The organism is Paenibacillus oryzisoli (assembly GCF_001653565.1).
Taxonomy (GTDB): Bacteria; Bacillota; Bacilli; order Paenibacillales; family NBRC-103111; genus Paenibacillus_E; species Paenibacillus_E oryzisoli.
Map to the genome: position 1 here is coordinate 243,836 of NZ_LYPB01000091.1, position 16,801 is coordinate 260,636.

17 protein-coding genes and 1 other annotated feature are annotated in these 16,801 nt (G+C 44.1%); of the genes, 4 read left to right on the forward strand and 13 right to left on the reverse strand.

Annotated elements, in window-relative coordinates; all coding sequences use genetic code 11:
- The first annotated feature begins 131 nt into the window (after positions 1-131).
- The gene (locus A8708_RS31280; protein ID WP_068670391.1) at positions 132-977 is read left to right on the forward strand and encodes a polysaccharide deacetylase family protein; all 846 of its coding nucleotides are present in this window, start codon (positions 132-134) and stop codon (positions 975-977) included.
- 67 nt (positions 978-1,044) lie between these two features.
- Here A8708_RS31280 and A8708_RS31285 read toward each other — a convergent pair whose 3' ends face one another.
- Positions 1,045-1,251: a hypothetical protein gene (locus A8708_RS31285; protein WP_068670393.1), complete on the reverse strand. Its 207-nt coding sequence runs from the start codon at positions 1,249-1,251 to the stop codon at positions 1,045-1,047.
- Positions 1,248-1,856, reverse strand: a complete 609-nt coding sequence (locus A8708_RS31290; protein WP_082927926.1) for a CPBP family intramembrane glutamic endopeptidase — start codon at positions 1,854-1,856, stop codon at positions 1,248-1,250. The genes A8708_RS31285 and A8708_RS31290 overlap by 4 nt, the downstream gene beginning before the upstream one ends.
- A 91-nt stretch (positions 1,857-1,947) precedes the next feature.
- Between A8708_RS31290 and A8708_RS31295 the strand changes: the two genes are divergently transcribed.
- On the forward strand, positions 1,948-2,871 hold the full coding sequence (locus A8708_RS31295; RefSeq protein ID WP_068670396.1) for a hypothetical protein: 924 nt from the start codon (positions 1,948-1,950) through the stop codon (positions 2,869-2,871).
- Between the two features lie 80 nt (positions 2,872-2,951).
- Here the strand turns inward: A8708_RS31295 and A8708_RS31300 are convergent, their stop codons facing one another.
- Positions 2,952-3,275 (reverse strand): rhodanese-like domain-containing protein, encoded by a 324-nt coding sequence (locus tag A8708_RS31300; RefSeq protein WP_068670397.1) that lies wholly within the window; start codon positions 3,273-3,275, stop codon positions 2,952-2,954.
- A 237-nt stretch (positions 3,276-3,512) separates the two neighbouring features.
- Positions 3,513-3,744: a binding site (T-box leader), on the forward strand.
- Positions 3,745-3,815: 71 nt separating this feature from the next.
- Here A8708_RS31300 and serA point away from each other — a divergent pair.
- Entirely contained in the window at positions 3,816-5,396 is a 1,581-nt protein-coding gene (gene serA, locus A8708_RS31305) for a phosphoglycerate dehydrogenase (RefSeq protein WP_068670399.1), read from the forward strand.
- 123 nt (positions 5,397-5,519) lie between these two features.
- On the opposite strand, the gene A8708_RS31310 is transcribed toward serA, so the two are convergent.
- The 10 genes from A8708_RS31310 to A8708_RS31355 form a co-directional block, all read right to left on the reverse strand.
- Positions 5,520-7,406 carry a sensor histidine kinase gene (locus A8708_RS31310; RefSeq protein ID WP_068670401.1) on the reverse strand — a complete coding sequence of 629 codons (1,887 nt, stop codon included), beginning with the start codon at positions 7,404-7,406 and terminating at the stop codon, positions 5,520-5,522.
- Positions 7,407-8,120 (reverse strand): response regulator transcription factor, encoded by a 714-nt coding sequence (locus A8708_RS31315; RefSeq protein ID WP_068670403.1) that lies wholly within the window; start codon positions 8,118-8,120, stop codon positions 7,407-7,409.
- Positions 8,121-8,157: 37 nt separating this feature from the next.
- The gene (gene ccsA / locus A8708_RS31320) at positions 8,158-9,417 is read right to left on the reverse strand and encodes a cytochrome c biogenesis protein CcsA (protein WP_068670405.1); all 1,260 of its coding nucleotides are present in this window, start codon (positions 9,415-9,417) and stop codon (positions 8,158-8,160) included.
- Positions 9,414-11,075: a cytochrome c biogenesis protein ResB gene (gene resB / locus A8708_RS31325; RefSeq protein ID WP_068670407.1), complete on the reverse strand. Its 1,662-nt coding sequence runs from the start codon at positions 11,073-11,075 to the stop codon at positions 9,414-9,416. The genes ccsA and resB overlap by 4 nt, the downstream gene beginning before the upstream one ends.
- 42 nt (positions 11,076-11,117) lie before the next feature.
- Entirely contained in the window at positions 11,118-11,651 is a 534-nt protein-coding gene (locus A8708_RS31330; RefSeq protein ID WP_068670418.1) for a redoxin domain-containing protein, read from the reverse strand.
- A gap of 82 nt (positions 11,652-11,733) precedes the next feature.
- Complete coding sequence (locus A8708_RS31335; RefSeq protein WP_028554248.1) at positions 11,734-12,480, reverse strand: pseudouridine synthase; 747 nt, start codon at positions 12,478-12,480, stop codon at positions 11,734-11,736.
- A gap of 122 nt (positions 12,481-12,602) precedes the next feature.
- On the reverse strand, positions 12,603-13,136 hold the full coding sequence (locus A8708_RS31340) for a spore maturation protein (RefSeq protein WP_068670420.1): 534 nt from the start codon (positions 13,134-13,136) through the stop codon (positions 12,603-12,605).
- Positions 13,137-13,142: 6 nt separating this feature from the next.
- Positions 13,143-13,742, reverse strand: a complete 600-nt coding sequence (locus tag A8708_RS31345; protein ID WP_068670422.1) for a nucleoside recognition domain-containing protein — start codon at positions 13,740-13,742, stop codon at positions 13,143-13,145.
- Positions 13,743-13,782: 40 nt separating this feature from the next.
- The gene (locus A8708_RS31350; protein WP_068670424.1) at positions 13,783-14,976 is read right to left on the reverse strand and encodes a D-alanyl-D-alanine carboxypeptidase family protein; all 1,194 of its coding nucleotides are present in this window, start codon (positions 14,974-14,976) and stop codon (positions 13,783-13,785) included.
- A 184-nt stretch (positions 14,977-15,160) separates the two neighbouring features.
- A complete protein-coding gene (locus A8708_RS31355) occupies positions 15,161-15,919 on the reverse strand; it encodes an SDR family oxidoreductase (RefSeq protein WP_068670426.1) in 759 nt (252 codons plus the stop codon).
- Positions 15,920-16,105: 186 nt separating this feature from the next.
- Between A8708_RS31355 and A8708_RS31360 the strand changes: the two genes are divergently transcribed.
- Positions 16,106-16,720 (forward strand): TetR/AcrR family transcriptional regulator, encoded by a 615-nt coding sequence (locus tag A8708_RS31360; RefSeq protein WP_068670428.1) that lies wholly within the window; start codon positions 16,106-16,108, stop codon positions 16,718-16,720.
- The last annotated feature ends 81 nt before the right edge of the window (positions 16,721-16,801 follow it).

Here is a 16,801-nt window from a genome sequence, read left to right on the forward strand (position 1 = left end):
GCGAGTTTAGAAGTGGACATACACAAAATGAGAAGGAAAACATAGGAGAATTGACCTCTGCGAATTATGAACCTAATTGTGGTACTATAAGGGATGACCAACTATGTAAGGATCTAAGGAGAATTTAAATTATGAAAAAGAAAGCAAGCACACTAATTCTAACCGTCATGCTTCTATTGGCTGCCTGCAGTGCGGATTCAACGGAAACAAGTCCTGCTGCAACTACGAGTTCGGCGCCAGTTGTTCAAGCAACAGTAAGCCCAAGTTCATCTCCAACACCTACCGCGGCGCCTACACTTTCACCTACACCAACTATGCCCTTACAAGAAACAGTGCAAAAGACCTATCATATGAATAAAAACTACGATATCGTGCCAAATGACCCCAATGGCAATAAAAAAGTCATATTATTAACCTTTGATGATGGACCCAAAGAGCAAGCGATGAATCAATCTCTCATTGATATTCTGAATAAACATAAAGCGAAGGCTATCTTCTTCATGAATGGTTATCGTATTAAGCAGAAGCCTGAACTCGTTAAGCTCGTTCACGAAAGTGGAAATATCATTGGCAATCATGCTTGGGATCATGACAATCTCAAAGACATGCCGAACGAGAAAATTGATAAACAAGTCGATGATGTTCAGCAAATCGTCAAAGAAATTACGGGTCAGTCCCCGCAATTTTTCCGTCCACCATTTGGCTCTGGCAATGATTATGTGAAATCAAAAGTAAAAAGCAACAAAATGCTGTATATGACATGGTCTAATGGATCGTTAGATTGGGATATGACTAATAAAAATAATGATTCCAATAAAGTGATTGAGAACGTATTGAGCCAGCTTCATGGCGGTAGCAATATCCTCATGCACGAGCTCCCTTGGACAATAAGTGCGTTAGATACATTGCTAACTAAACTTGAGGAAAAAGGTTATTCCTTTGTAGATCCCAATGCTATAGAGTTAGAAATGAGATAGGAATGAAATAAGAGTCATACGTTACCGCGATTAATTCGTATCGTGGCAAGTATGACTCTTTTATTGGTCACATCGAAGAATACTTGATTCCCCATACAGTTAAACTCACAACCAAAGCGATAAACAACCAAAGCAACGTCAAATAAAAAAGATTCGTCCATTTACCTTGTTCTGAAGGGTGTACGGCTCTACGCGGCGGTAAATAGGTATCATCCCCTTGGTTCTCCTCCTCGACAGGATTCGACCTTGAAGTTACTCGTTCTCCAACACTCATGAACCTTGATCTTCCTCCTTGCTGAAACGAAGTATACAACCCATCACCATATCAATCATAAAATGCGCAATTATTGGTGTCCATAGGCTTCCCGTATGAAGGTAAATCCACCCTAAGCCATAGCTGATGCAGAATACCATACCCGTCATAAGCCAATGTTGCAAATATCGAACATGGATAGCGGCAAACAAAATACTAGTCCAATAGGGGCCCCAGGCATGTTGAATCGCACCACGAAATAAGACTTCCTCACAGACTGCCACGATAAATGAAATAAGTGCAATATGCCAAATGGCCCTATTTCCAAAAATCATTTGATTAATGCCACCGTCATCAGACACTTCCTTGGGGACCCAGCGTGAGATAAGTAGATCAACACCAAGCACTGCAACAGCAAACAAACTCCCCCAAATGATAACACGCAGCCCGCCTTGAAACGATAGTGCGGAAAGAATCTTTGAATTACTCTGAAATAATAGGATGATAATTCCGATAATAAGCGTAAGAAGTTGTGTAATGTAAAGATTCAGTAATAATGTCTTATCATTCAGTTCATTAATATCAACTTTCCCGATACGAATATTCTTGAAGTCAAATTTTTTCAAAGGAACTAGCCTCATTTCCTTAAATTATTCCTTTTTCATGGAGATTGACCTATACTAAAACAATAATAAGACACAACAAGGAGCTTGATTTATGGAGAAGCGTCTTACTCGCACTGATTATTTATTTGCCCTCATGTTCATCTTTATGCTGGTCTGTATCCTTGGCGCTTTTTTCTACGGCTTGCGATTAGGACAAACGAAATCCGATTTGAAATACGATAAAATTATGCATGCAGACCAAGCTTCATCCACACCCGAAATTGGTGCTTACGACCAACAAGTACTCGTGTCATATTACCATACCATCTTTTTACCCTTTAGGGAATTTCAGAATAAATGGTTTGAATTATTGACTCAAATTGAAATGGACAATAGCGCCGTGGATGCTTCTGCAGTTCTGAAAGAGCTAAGTAAAATTGCAGCTGACAAATACAGCACGTTGCAAAGTAAAAGTATGCCAGCCTCTTCACCACTACTCGTGCAATCACATCAAGGTTACCTGAAAAGCCTTAAATTGTTCACCGATGCATTAAGTTCTTATCAATCCAAAGCGAATGCACAAAGTCATTCGCAGCTGCTTGATGCCATTCAGAAGGACGCTTATTTCCTTGAAGCCAAAACACAAGCCCTAACTGCACAAAAAAATTATTTCGACTCTATCTTAGTTTGGAACGGCACGTTGGATCCAGACATTGAGTATTTCGATACTAACAATACTGCTAATCTCGACCAATGGCGGGCAATGAATTTCAATGTAAAGAACGTATATATCACTGCTAAATTATTAAAGAACAAAGCGTTCTCGCCATTTTATCCGCAAGATTTAACAATTAGGATTGATGAGTTCATCGCCTCCGGACAAGCCAAAAAATTAAATGTGAACGATGTGAATCAAACCATGGAATTATTGTTAAGCACGAATGCTGTACGCACAGGTGATTTTGTCAAAGGCAAAGCTAAATGGTATGCCAATGAAACGCTCCCGCAATTGCCCTTCTTCTCTGATGCAAAATAAAAGACACAAGAGATGATCCAATAATCAAGAAAAAAAGCTGGTGATTTGGTCCGCAAGGACGAAGTCATCAGCTTTTTCATTCAATCGTATTGGAAGCCGCGGAACATACCGATGGCAGCCATTCCTCCGTCAACATTGATAACTCGTTCAAAGCCATTCTCTTGCAAGTATTCAGCTACACGCATACTGCGCATCCCATGAGCGCAAACGATATAAATGTCCTTATCTTCGGGTAGTTCACCCATCCTGAGAGGAATTTGTTGCATCGGAATAAGCTTCGCTTCTTCCATATGATAGTACTCCCATTCGTGAGGTTCTCTCACATCAATAATAACACTATCACCTAGTGTATTCTCATCGACAGCTTGTAGAAAAATTTGTGGATAGATACGCTTAATTTCCATTTCTTAACACACTCCTAGTTACATAACATAAGTTCCTACAATAACTGTACCACACCAGAAACAAGGGCTCAAACATTCGTAAATGACCATTGCTTTCTGTACATTCTTGCTTTAGAATAAACAAAAAGCTTCTATATTATTGTCAATCCGAACATTTATGACGTTTTAGTAAAAATCGTTCGACATGTATTGACACGATTTCGTACGCATGGTAATCTAGTTAAAATTCTATATCACAGTACAGCGTTGACGGAGCCAAGCATAACATGATGCTTTCAGAGAGCCGATGGCAGGTGAGAATCGGTAGCATACATTTTGCGGAGCACTCCAGAGTTATTGCATTGAATTGAGTAGATGCAATCGGGTTAGGAACACGTTACAGTTCCAGGTCGCAAGACCAATTGAGGCTACCCATGCGAATGGGCAGCGAACTAGGGTGGTACCACGAAAGCAATCTCTCGTCCCTTTGGCTACAGGCTAACTGTCTGTATCCGAGGGCTGGGAGTTTTTTTATGTTCAAATCTAAGGAGGAACCGAATTATGTTCAAAGTTCTAGTATCCGATCCAATTAGTGACATGGGAATTCAAATGCTTTATGATGCAGCTGATGTTGAAGTGGTTAAACAATCTGGTCTATCCGAAGACGAACTCATTGCCATTATCGGTGAGTACGATGCCCTCTTAGTTCGAAGCCAAACTAAAGTAACAGAGAGAATCATGAGCGCTGGCACGAAGTTAAAAGTAATCGGACGCGCTGGTGTAGGCGTTGACAATATCGATTTAGAAGGGGCTACGAAACGCGGCATTATCGTTATCAACGCACCTGACGGTAACACTATAGCAACATGTGAACTTACATTCGCTATGATGATGGCAACGGCTCGGATGATTCCACAAGCATACAAGAAAACAGTTGGCGGCGAATGGGATCGTAAATTCATCGGCGTCGAGCTTCGCAACAAAACACTAGGTATTCTCGGCATGGGACGTATCGGTAGTGAAGTCGCAAAACGCGCGAAAGTATTCGGTATGGATGTTATCGGTTATGATCCATTCTTGACAGAAGAGCGCGCTGAGAAAATGGGCGTTAAACTGGGTACTGTTAACGAAATCGCTGCACAAGCTGATTTCATTACGGTCCATACGCCACTTACTCCAGAAACGCGTCACTTGATTGCAAAACCACAATTTGAATTAATGAAACCAGGCATTCGCATTATCAACTGTGCACGCGGCGGTATTATTGATGAACTAGCATTAGTTGAAGCGATTGATCAAGGGATCGTTGCTGGAGCAGCTTTCGACGTATTCGAAGTCGAGCCACCTGCGAAGGATCACCCATTCTTAACGAATCCGAAAGTGATCGTAACGCCACATCTTGGCGCATCGACAATCGAAGCCCAAGAAAACGTAGCAATCGACGTTTCCGAGGAAGTTCTTCATATTCTTCGCAATGAACCATTTAAGAATGCTGTAAACATGCCTCCAGTTCCTGCAGATGTATTAAACAAACTACAACCATACTTCAGCCTTGGTGAAAAAATCGGTTCTGTCCTTGGACAAATCGCGCAAGGTGCTGTTTCAGAAATCGTAGTCAACTATGCAGGGGACTTAATGGATGTAGATACAAGCCCATTAACTCGCTACATCGTCAAAGGTATTTTCCAAAATCAATTGGAATCCATCAACATTATTAATGCCATGCATCTGGCTAAATCACGCGGTGTTAACATCGTCGTACAAACATCCAATGCATCAAATAGTTTCACAAACCTTGTAACTGTAACGGTTAAAACGAAGCAAGAGGAAAAAACACTTGCAGGAACATTACTTGCAGGCTTTGGAGCGCGCATCGTGCGCATCGATCAATACCCAGTTGACTTCGCAGCTGAAGGTAACCTGCTGCTAATTTCCCACAACGATAAACCAGGTATTATCGGACGCGTTGGAACACTTCTTGGAAGCAATCAAGTGAATATTGCGACTATGCAAGTAGGTCGTAAAGTGATTGGCGGCTCCGCGATCATGGTTCTAACAATTGATAAAACAGCTCCTGCTGAAGTATTGGCTGAGCTTACGAACCAAGATGAAATCGTAAATGTGCGTGCACTAACGCTATAATAAGCACAAATTGTTTCACGAACAACAAGATTATTTCTGAATATTCTACAAATAAAGGCGAATGCCGAGTCATAACTCAGCATTCGCCTTTTTCTTTGTGTCGAAATTCGCACAATTTTCTGTCTATTTATGTTCACATGGTAAGCAGATCGTAAATGTGCTGCCCTGTCCCCATGTACTTTGTACAGTTACCGTACCATGATGAGAATCAATGATATTCTTCACTATCGCTAGGCCAAGTCCGGTTCCTCCAGATGATCCACGCGTCCGCGCTTTGTCCGCCTTGTAGAAGCGCTCAAAGATGAATGGCAAGTCCTCGCCAGGAATCCCCTGCCCCTCATCGGCGACCTCGATGCGAATCGCGGGCCGATCCTTGGAGAGGCACGCCTCCGCTTTCAAACCGATACGCGCCCCAGCAGGCGTATGGCGGAAAGCATTGTCGAGCAGGTTCGTCAGAACCTGCTCCAAGCGATCCTCATCCGCGCGCTGCAGGATGAGCGGCTCTTCCGGCAGCGTCACGCTTAGCGCGATGCCGCGCTCTTTGGCCAGCACCGCGAACTTGCGGTGCATGCGTCTCACCAGGGAGTCGATTTCGACCTCCCTGAAGGAAAGCTCGAGATGGCCGGCTTCCATCCGCGCCAGATCGAGCAGGTCACGGACGAGGCGCCCCATGCGGAGCGACTCGTCGTGAATGACCTGCACCAGCTCCACGTGTTCCTCTGGCGTGGAGGGGATATCATCGAGCAGGGCTTCACTGTAGCCCTGCAGCATGGAAATCGGCGTACGCAGCTCATGCGAGACGTTCGCCACGAAGTCCTTGCGCAGCTTATCCAGTCGTTCCTCCTCCGTCACATCACGGAGAACGGCCACAGCGCCGCGCACTTGATCCCTTGAGTAGAGTGGCGTCATCGCGACGGACCACACGCCATTTTGCACATGAAGCTTTGTAGCGGCCTCTGCTGACTCATCAACAACCGCTTCAAAGAGAGGAATCAGCGGTACCGGTATTGGCATCGAGTTGGGATTACTGAAGCTCATAAGTCCCCAATCGCCCAAAGCCGTATCCGGTTTCGGGAACCGTCTTGGTTCCCCCTCATCATCCGACCATTCAATTGTGCTCCACTCTTCAACAATTCTCTCGCCCTGTGGGTTGCTTAGCATCACAGAGCCATTCACATCCAGGGTAATCACAGCATCGGTCATACTGCGCAGTATGCTCGATAAATGCTCTTTCTCCTGACTTAGGGCATGAATACTTTCCTGCACCTTCTCGCCCATGTGATTAAACGTTTTGGCAAGCTCACCAATTTCATCTTTGGAAAGAATAGGAACACGCGTGCCATATTCCCCATGTGTGATAAAATCAGCTGCTTTCTTCAATTGCTGGAGTGGTCTCGTAATTTGAGAGAACAAGAAGAAAGCGAAAAAGGTTGTCATGAGAAAACCAACAATGGACACATAAACAAACAACCTTAACATGTACGATTGTGTGGCTTCTAACGACTGCAAGGATTGATAAAGTAACGTCGCCCCTACAATGGCCCCCTCTAAATTAAAGAGTGGAACTGCCACCACTAGGTATTCCGCTCCTGTCTCAAAGCGACCATTGCGTGAGTTGTTTACTTGCTTATCAATTGATTGTCCAGCGAATACCGGCTTCAATTCTTCTTCCGTGTAGAAATCAGTCACATGAAATTCTGTTAATTGACTCCCATTGGTTCGCGGGATAGCCATTTCCTTCATATCCGTAGAAATCACAAGCATTCGTGAATCTTGAAGACTCAACAACTCATTACTTAATTGATAGAATTGTTCGTTGTACATGTGCGTCGTTGCTTCTTCCGAAAACTTGAGTGCCATTTCTTTCATATTCTCACGTTGATCCGTTGCTTGCGAGAAATAATTCCCCATATATTTGACAAGGAAAAAGCCCAGTATGAGCAAGACAACCCCAACTAGGCCTATAATGGTTAACCATAGCTTACCTACGACACTTCTGAAAATAAACACTTATTTAGGCACCTCTAGCTTGTAGCCTACACCCCATACTGTTGTAATCATCGCTGCAGCATCCGGGGATACTTTGTTTAATTTCTCACGAAGACGCTTGACGTGCGTATCAACGGTCCGTAAATCACCGAAGAACTCATAGTTCCAAACATCCTTCAGAAGCTCTTCACGCGAGAAAACTTTATCAGGTGAAACAGCCAGATAATGAAGCAATTCATATTCCTTCGGTGTCAGGGCAACTTCCTGGCCGCCAGCTGTCACACGATGTGCATCATGCTCGATAATCAAGTTCGGGAATACAATATTGTTGCTGGAACTTGCATCTTTGGACAGATATGCAGTCGCTGAGGAACGGCGAAGGATCGCTTTCACGCGATAAATCACTTCGCGAGGTGAGAACGGTTTGACTACGTAGTCATCCGCACCCACTTCGAAACCACTTACACGATTCGTCTCTTCGCCTTTTGCAGTCAACATAATGACTGGTGTGGATTTCACTTGACGTAGGCGTGCACACACTTCAATACCATCGATGCCTGGCAGCATCACATCAAGCAAGATAAGATCGAAATCGGATTCAGTCGCCATCCGCAAAGCGGATTCACCATCTTCCGCTTCTTCAATGAGGTAGCCTTCCTTCTCTAAATACATGCGAAGCAATCGGCGAATACGCTCTTCATCATCAACTACAAGTATACTTGGTTTCAATTCCATTTAGCGTCACATCCTCTATTCATGTACGTACTTGGATTTAAACACCTGCATAGGAATGCAGTCCTGCTATGACTAAGTTTACTCCTACTAATGTAAACATAACGACAATAAATCCAATCACAGTTAACCACGCGGATTTCTTACCTTGCCAACCTTTTGAAAGTCGAAGATGAAGGAATACAGCATAGAATAACCATGTAATCAAAGCCCATACTTCCTTGGGATCCCATCCCCAGAAACGACCCCACGCTTCCTGAGCCCAAATCATCGCGAAGATGAGTGCCCCCAGTGTAAAGATTGGATATCCAATCGCAATCGCGCGATAACTGATTTCATCCAGATCTTCTGCGTCCATACCTTTTACAATCGGGCCAATCGCCGCTCCTAACGGTTTGCGTGCCACGAGACGCGCTAGTCCATACAGGATTAAACCGCCAAGAATTGACCAGAGAACCGTGTTTAACTTACGCCCTGCACTAGCCCCTTCCATCCATGATGGTGCGGTAAACAAGGGTTCAGACATCCCCAGGAAGGATTTCATCTCTACTACTTCTGTCGCATACGGCTTCACAATTGGAGGCAACACATATGTCTCAGTTGTATGATTCGTCTCCTGTACACCTTGTGCATTCGTTACAATCACGTCTTTGGAGAATACAGCTTTATAACCTGAGCCATTAAATGTGAAAATCGAGGCAATAAATGCAACGAGCATAAGAATGAAGAAAAGAGTAAGTTCAACCCCTCTTTGCTCCTTCTTGTCAGTCTTCGAAGTACCTGTATAGTCAACAGCACGAAGCAAATACATTAATCCACCCGCAAAACCGACGGCAAAGAAAGCTTCACCCGTAGCCGCTGTAGTCACGTGAATTTTCAACCAGTAACTCTGCAAGGCAGGAATCAATGGCTGTACCTCACTCGGGAAAACAGAAGCATAGGCAATAATGATAAACCCAATCGGTAGTGCGAAGACACCAAGTACAGGTGTCCTATAAATGAGGTATACGATCAAGAAAGCACATATGATCATCATCCCTAAGAATGTCATAAATTCATACATGTTGGAGGTAGGGATATGATCCCCCTCAGCCCATCGTGTGAAGAAGAATGTCACATGACAAGCGAACCCGACAACCGAAGTTATAAATGCAACGAACCCCCATTGCCTCGTGTGGTCTTCCGGCTTCCGGTTGCTCCACCTTTTACCTGTAATTGAAACAACAAACAGGAAGAATGCGAGCAAATATACAAAAAATGCGATAAGTAGAAAGGTACTGCTAACAGAGTTTACATTCACCCCTGATTTCCTCCATTTGCTAATGTTTTCGGTAAAACGTCCAAATCATTCTTATTGAGTGCTGAGGCCACTTCATTACGAAGTCCAAACCAGTTCTTGTTCGTATGACCGCCGAGTGTCAGCTTGCCCCCATCTATCCGAATCCAAATCCGACGATGCTGCCAATAGAAGCCCATAATAACACCGATCATAAAGATAGCGGAACCAACCCATATATAAGGCATGGCTTTATCAACTCGAATGTTCAAATAGGTTGTATAATTGGCAAATTGAACACCTTCCATAGAGCCAACAGCAAGCTTCAACTTCTGGCTAATTGCACCGTTAATCGTATCTTGCGAGAACGTTTCTTTATCAATTTGTCTCGGGAAATACAGATATGGTTCCCCTTTTTCTGCTAACCCTGGTCCTGTTATGCTAAAAATAAAGGCTGGCGCTTTCGGCTCATTCGATTTTGAAATCGGTTGCCCCTTCTCAATACCAAACTCAGGGAAGAAACCTTTCAACGTTAGCGTGTATGCCCCCACTTGATAAGCTTCTTTCGGATTATTCATCGGCAGATCAAAGCTGCCATATGTCTCACCCGTAGTTGGATTGCTAAGCGTAGGCTTCACGGAAATCAATAATGGTGTTGCTTTGTAATCAAACTGATACGCTTGCAGGCCTTTGTAATCCAGTGGATGATTCACAATGATATTGTCCCTATGAACTTCCTCCAGCACGGGCGCTTCTGCCCCACCATCGCAATTCGCAGTACAATGATACAAGACAGCTTGCGTTTCATACGTCTTTGGAACGATCTGCCCTTTGGATTTGATGCTTTCAGGTAGATCTTGCTCATCGTACAGCGTGAGTGTAAATTTCTCGTTTTTGATGTAATACGAAGTATGCGGGATCGGCTTCGTTTCACCTTCAAGGATGCCCATATATTGATCCATATGCCAGCCAGGTATTCCACGCATTAACACACCGATTAGGAAAATAATGAGTCCAATATGATTGATATAAGGACCCCAGCGGCTAAAGCGATATTTCTCAGCAAGAAGGGCGGAGCCATCGGTATGTACGCGGTAATTCTTTTTGCGGAGGAGTGTACCCAGCTTGTTCGTCCAAGCAATTTCATCTGTCCCCGCAGGAAGATCAGTAACAAGTGTTACATTTTGCCTAGTCAAGAAATTAATATGTTTACGGATTTGCTGCTTAGACAGCGCCCTATAAAGGGGCAGAACACGATCCAGACTGCAAATCACAAGCGAAGTTCCAATCATGAATAGCAATGTGATGAACCACCATGAACTGAACGTATGGGAAAATCCAAGAGCATGATAAATATTCCCTAATGTTCCGTAGTTTTCGCTGTAATATTGGGATGGATCCATATCCAAGAAGGTATTCTCTTGCGGGAATATCGTACCTACAGCCGAAGCTAACGTGGTGATGAGTATGATCCATACGGCTATTTTGACTGAGGAGAAGAAATTCCAGACTTTATCGAGCAGTGAAGGATTTGATTTCTGAGACCGTCTGGCCATACCGTCATAGCGCATTTCCAGTATGTCTCTGCCATCGATATCGATCAGCGGGTTACCACAGGATTCACACAGAGTGGTGCCAGTGGGGTTCTGATGTCCGCAATCGCACTTGGTATTGTAGAACATGATGACCTCCTAAAAACGTTGAACATGCATACGACTTGCTATTTAAGACTTCGTTACCAAACTTGAAATCGTCTCATTAATGAAATTCTCATCCATTTGGCCAATTTTTTTCACAGCTATTTTGCCATCTGTGCCAATGAAGAAAGTTGTTGGATAGTCCATAACACCATATAATTTGCGAACAACTTCATTAGCGTCCAGCAGAACTGGCATATTTAATTTGTATTGCTCCATGAATCCTTGAACCGTTACTTTATTCTTGTCCACATTCACTTCTAAGAAAACAACACCTTGACTCTTCCACTTATCGTATTGCTTCTGGAGATCAGGCATTTCTTCTTTGCAAGGCGGACAGAATGTGCCCCAGAAATTCATTAGCACCACTTTCCCTTTATAATCAGAAAGCTCGTGCGTTTGACCATCTAATCCAACCAAAGAGAAGTTCGTCGCTTTCTCCCCTTGTTGCGGATACTTCTTACTTGCTGAAGCGGACAAATTTGTAATAATCGTAAACACACCAATAATGAGCACGATTGCAAAAATCCCAATCTGTACCCACTTCTTATTACGACCCACTTTAATCACCTTCGCTTTGTCGTCAATGTTAGTTTTGGCATATCGAATTATACCCTTATTATAACGAAAAGAAGGCCAATTCTTATTGGCCTTTTTGAACGTTATGTGTCCTTAGCGCTTCGTTCCTAAGCTCTTCAACTTCTTTAGGCGTCAAGTGGCGATACTTCGCTCTTGCCAAGCCCGTTAAGAAGATGGGACCGAATTTAATCCGCTTTAATTTGATAACTGGAAACGAAATCGCCTCAAACATCCGTCTGACTTGGCGGTTTCTTCCTTCATAAATCGTGATCTGAATGACAGACTCATTCTTCTCCATATTCACATCCGCGTACTCAACTTCGGCAGGTGCGGTCATGCCGTCTTCTAACTGTATGCCCATTTTGAGCTTATCTAATAACGTGCCGTGCGGCACTCCCTTGACAGTCGCTTGGTAGGTCTTCGGTACATGATGCTTCGGATGTGTCAGCAAATGCGCAAACTCACCGTCATTCGTTAGAATGAGCAAGCCTTCCGTATCATAATCCAATCGACCGACAGGATAGACACGTTCTCTAATCCCCGGTAAGAAATCCGTTACGACCTTACGTCCCTCCGGATCCGTCGCACTCGTAATAACTCCTTTGGGTTTATTCAAAATGACATAGATCTTCTTCTGCTGACCTATCGCACGTCCATCTACCCGAATTTCATCTTCGTCCGTATTTACTTTCACACCCAGCGTCGTGACGACTTCACCGTTCACTTGCACGCGTCCCGCTGTAATGATTTCTTCACATTTCCGGCGGGATGCGATCCCAGCTTCGGCTAATACCTTTTGCAGTCTTTCCATTATCCGCTTTCACCTCAAGCTAATGATAACGGACTTAACCACAAATCTCAAGCGGCAACCCACATTAACTGACAGATAGTGACAGAATGATGGCTATACGGACTACTTTGTCTGACTGCTTTTTAAGAAAACACGAAATAACAAATAGCAAGTGAGGCGATAAAGCCAACCGCATCCGAAATTAATCCTACTTTGAGCGCATAACCTGCTTTGCGAATCCCAATCGCGCCAAAATAGACAGTTATCACATACAAAGTTGTATCCGTGCTCCCTTGTACGGTTGAAGCAATTCGGCCAATCATAGAATCAGGACCAAATTGCTCAATCAGGTCCGTTGTAAATGCTAACGATCCCGCTCCTGTGATGGGCCGCAAAATAGCGAGCGGCAGCACTTCTGTCGGCACGCCAATACTTTCGAAAAAAGGCCGCATCCAGCCAATCAGCATGTCCATTGCACCAGAGGCACGAAATACGGATATCGCGACCATCATTCCGACGAGGTGGGGGATAATTTTAATCGCTGTGTCAAAGCCATCTTTGGCCCCTTCTACAAATGACTCATAGACAGGAACTTTGCGATAAGCAGCGTAGAGGGGAATGAACACAATCATGATCGGGATTGCCCAGGCAGAAATTAGAGAAACGAGTGCATACATGCCGGTTCATCCTTTCAGCGGAGGGATAGGTGAGCGCGATCTGCGATACCATCGATCCACGAAAATGGCCGCTGTCGTCGAAATGATCGTCGCAATGAGTGTTGTACCTACGATTTCAGCCGGGTTCACAGAATTGAAATTCATCCTTATGGCAATTAGCGTTGTCGGGATTAAGGTGATACTGGACGTATTGAGCGCGAGCAGTGTGGCCATGGCTGCGCTTGCCTCATCTTTGTTCGGATTCAGTTTCTGAAGCTCCTGCATAGCTTTAATCCCCATCGGGGTTGCAGCGTTACCTAAACCTAATATGTTAGCACTCATGTTTGACATAATATAACCAAGAGCGGGATGATTTTTGGGCACACTTGGGAAAAGAAAGCGGACAGCAGGCTGCAGTAGTCTAGCTAACTTTTGCAATACACCTGCATCTTCCGCAATACGCATCATGCCCATCCAGAAAACCAATACACTAATTAATCCAAAACATACAGTAACACCATTCTTCGCACCATCAAATGCCGCTTGTGTTACGGATTCCACATCGCCATTAATAGCCGCGACGAGGAAACCAACGACGATAAAAAACAACCAGATCCAATTCACCATAGGTCAGCACTCCTTACTACTTAGCTTTACGTCGATCACATTAATCCGCCCATTTGGAGCCAGAAATATGGAATAATCCCTGAACAAGCATTCTGCAGATATAACTATATTTGGTCAGTAATGTCTCTTGATATGGCGTGCTCGTTTGAAATGAGAATGTGGCTTTCTCTGGTACTTGCATTAGTGGGTTGGCAGGATCATAGATTGGTATCGTCTGTATCAGCTTGTTTTTCAAAGAAACACGCAGCGTACCTCGTTCAGCTAATCGATACTCTGTCGCCATCGGATCTACCAACGTTACTTGATGCGTTAAGCTTGCGGATTCACCTTCTGCGAGTGGGTATTTGAACGTTCGGCTCGCTACCCAGGGGGTACCTTCGATGGCGTCGCCTTTTTTGACCAGTGTCTGCAGCGGGAAATGACTAAAGCCATACTGGAGCAGCTTCGCATGATCCGCCCAGTCATCTCCGTCATTCAAAGTAACCACAACTAGCTGCTGGCCGTTTCGAGTTGCTGAAGATACTAAACAGCGCTTAGCCAGTTTCGTGAAACCCGTTTTTACCCCATCAGCTCCTTCGAACATGGAAAGCATCTTATTTTTGTTGAGCCAAGAATAATCCCATGCCTCATTGGGATTGGGTACTTTTTTCAACTTGGTAGCTACAATGTCAGCAAATACGCTATTCTTGAGTGCATATGCCGTAAGTTTTGCCATATCATTCGGACTTGAGCGATGGCCTTCGCCTTCATCCAACCCCGAAGGATTCGTGAAATGAGAATGATCCATCCCCAACATTTTCGCTTTCTCGTTCATCAAATAAACAAATCCATCGACACTGCCACCAATGTGTTCAGCGATTGCCGTCGCGGCATCATTACCGGAACGCAACATGAGACCATACAGCATGTCATGCAGCCGCATTTCTTCGCCAAGCTTCAAGTAGATCGAAGATCCTTCTTTGCCAAACGCATTTTTGCTGACCTTGACCATGCTCGTAAGATTGCCTTGTTCAATCGCAATGATCGCGGTCATTATTTTGGTCAAACTAGCTATGCGCATAGGCGTGTCCCCTTTTTCGCTATACAGCACACGTCCTGACTCCACATCGACGAGCGAAGCACCGACCGCATTCGTATGTATGCTTGGCGGTGCGGCATCTACATTAGTCCATGGTGCAGTTAACAATCCAATCAAGACACAGCAGATGATGATGAACTGGCGTTTGGTTTTCATGGGTTGGGTTATCCTCCTACACGAGCGAACTTGTACATATTCTTAATCGAATCCACAGATGAAACTTTGTACAAGTATATGCGAGTGGACGAGGGATATGTCCTGCAAACGATACAAAACAAAAAGGCCTTCCAAAAGTAGAATTCTACTCATGGATCGGCCTTTAAATTCGTTTCGGTTGCGCTTAGTATGCTGTCCAGCCCGCATCCGCTGTAACCACTGTTCCATTAACAAAGCTTGCATCGTCGGAAGCTAAGAACAAGGCAACCTTTGCAATTTCTTCCGGCTCCCCTGCTCGCGGATTTAAACCCATTCCAACCATTGCTCTCTCCATGCCAAAAGGATTTGGCGCATTAATCGTAGTTCCAATGTTCGTGCTCACCCCACCAGGTGCGATAGCATTGCAACGGATGCCGAGATTCGCATATTGAAAACCAACATTCTTCGTGAATCCAACTACCGCATGTTTAGAAGCCGTGTAAGCCGCACCCGCTCTAGAACCGTTTAATCCACCGGCGGACGCAATGTTTACGATAACACCGCTTTTTCTCTCTGTAAAAATCGGAAGAACTTTCCGTGTTGTACGCATAACGCCTGTTGTATTAATAGCGAAAACTCGCTCCCACAACTCGTCTGTAAGATCTCCTGCAGGGACAAAGTTGTCCATAATTCCAGCATTATTTATTAGAATGTCAACGGTACCGTATTCCTTAACAGCCGTATCTATCATTTGTGCGACATCTTCTTCTTTCGCAACATTTGCAGCAACTGCAATCGCTGTACCACCTTTAGCTTCAATCCCAGCAACAACTGTTTGTGCCGCTTCAACCCTCAGATCCGAAACGATAACCTTAGCTCCTTCAGCCGCGAACAACTCCGCAATTGCTTTCCCCATACCTGACGCTGCCCCTGTAACAATAGCTACTTTTCCAGAAAGCTTCATGTGCAATTCCTCCAAATGTCATGTATTTTTGTGCGAATACCTCACTGAATTGTGCCTGTAGAACTTCTTTCACTTGGAGTATAATAGAGTATCAGAAGTGATACAATCAGTAAAAACCGCATGTTTGTTAGGTATCGTACAAAAGAATTGATTTTGTTCACTAACACCAAAAAGGAATGAACAGAAATGTCACAAATCACGAAGAAAACGGATCGCAGAATCGTGCGAAGTAAATTGGCACTACGGGAAGCCCTGCTGGCACTGATGTCACAAAAGCCCTTTACGTCTATTTCAATCACTGAAATTGTAGAGTTCGCCAACTATAATCGCGGGACATTCTATGCCAATTACGAGAGCAAGGAAGATTTGCTTGATGATATGATTGACAATCTAACGGAGCAATTACTTCAATCCTTCCGTGCACCATATGAGCATGTTGACGTGTTTCGTATTCAAGAGCTGCCGGCTAAATCCGTTATGATATTTGATCACTTTTATCAGAATTCCGCCATTTATACTACACTAATGCGGAGTGATGTCCTTCCTAAACTGAAAGAAAAGATGTTGCATGCCTTAATCAAAATCACACAAGAAGAATTATCTTACCCTGATCAAGACGATGAAATCGATCAAGAATTGATGAGCATTTATTCCATCCATGCTTTGCTTGGCCTCATTTTCCACTGGATAGAAAGCGAATTCAAATACTCACCTTCCTATATGCAGGACCAACTAATCAAACTGATAAACTGGCGTCCTACCTCTGCCAAAACAGTCGTAAAAAGCTCCCGCGATGGCTAATTTCTAGAGTAAAGGGCTGAAATATTTCAGCCCCTCCTCATCAAACCGTACGTGAGGTTTTCCCTCATACGGCTTTCCGAT

What these genes read in the sequence shown, in the direction of transcription:
- A8708_RS31360 (WP_068670428.1), top strand. Translation starts at nt 16,106, where the DNA reads ATGTCACAAATCACGAAGAAAACGGATCGCAGAATCGTGCGAAGTAAA.
- A8708_RS31285 (WP_068670393.1), bottom strand. Translation starts at nt 1,251, where the DNA reads ATGAGTGTTGGAGAACGAGTAACTTCAAGGTCGAATCCTGTCGAGGAG.
- A8708_RS31355 (WP_068670426.1), bottom strand. Translation starts at nt 15,919, where the DNA reads ATGAAGCTTTCTGGAAAAGTAGCTATTGTTACAGGGGCAGCGTCAGGT.
- A8708_RS31315 (WP_068670403.1), bottom strand. Translation starts at nt 8,120, where the DNA reads ATGGAATTGAAACCAAGTATACTTGTAGTTGATGATGAAGAGCGTATT.
- A8708_RS31345 (WP_068670422.1), bottom strand. Translation starts at nt 13,742, where the DNA reads ATGGTGAATTGGATCTGGTTGTTTTTTATCGTCGTTGGTTTCCTCGTC.
- A8708_RS31295 (WP_068670396.1), top strand. Translation starts at nt 1,948, where the DNA reads ATGGAGAAGCGTCTTACTCGCACTGATTATTTATTTGCCCTCATGTTC.
- resB (WP_068670407.1), bottom strand. Translation starts at nt 11,075, where the DNA reads ATGTTCTACAATACCAAGTGCGATTGCGGACATCAGAACCCCACTGGC.
- A8708_RS31300 (WP_068670397.1), bottom strand. Translation starts at nt 3,275, where the DNA reads ATGGAAATTAAGCGTATCTATCCACAAATTTTTCTACAAGCTGTCGAT.
- A8708_RS31340 (WP_068670420.1), bottom strand. Translation starts at nt 13,136, where the DNA reads ATGTATGCACTCGTTTCTCTAATTTCTGCCTGGGCAATCCCGATCATG.
- A8708_RS31350 (WP_068670424.1), bottom strand. Translation starts at nt 14,976, where the DNA reads ATGAAAACCAAACGCCAGTTCATCATCATCTGCTGTGTCTTGATTGGA.
- A8708_RS31280 (WP_068670391.1), top strand. Translation starts at nt 132, where the DNA reads ATGAAAAAGAAAGCAAGCACACTAATTCTAACCGTCATGCTTCTATTG.
- A8708_RS31335 (WP_028554248.1), bottom strand. Translation starts at nt 12,480, where the DNA reads ATGGAAAGACTGCAAAAGGTATTAGCCGAAGCTGGGATCGCATCCCGC.
- serA (WP_068670399.1), top strand. Translation starts at nt 3,816, where the DNA reads ATGTTCAAAGTTCTAGTATCCGATCCAATTAGTGACATGGGAATTCAA.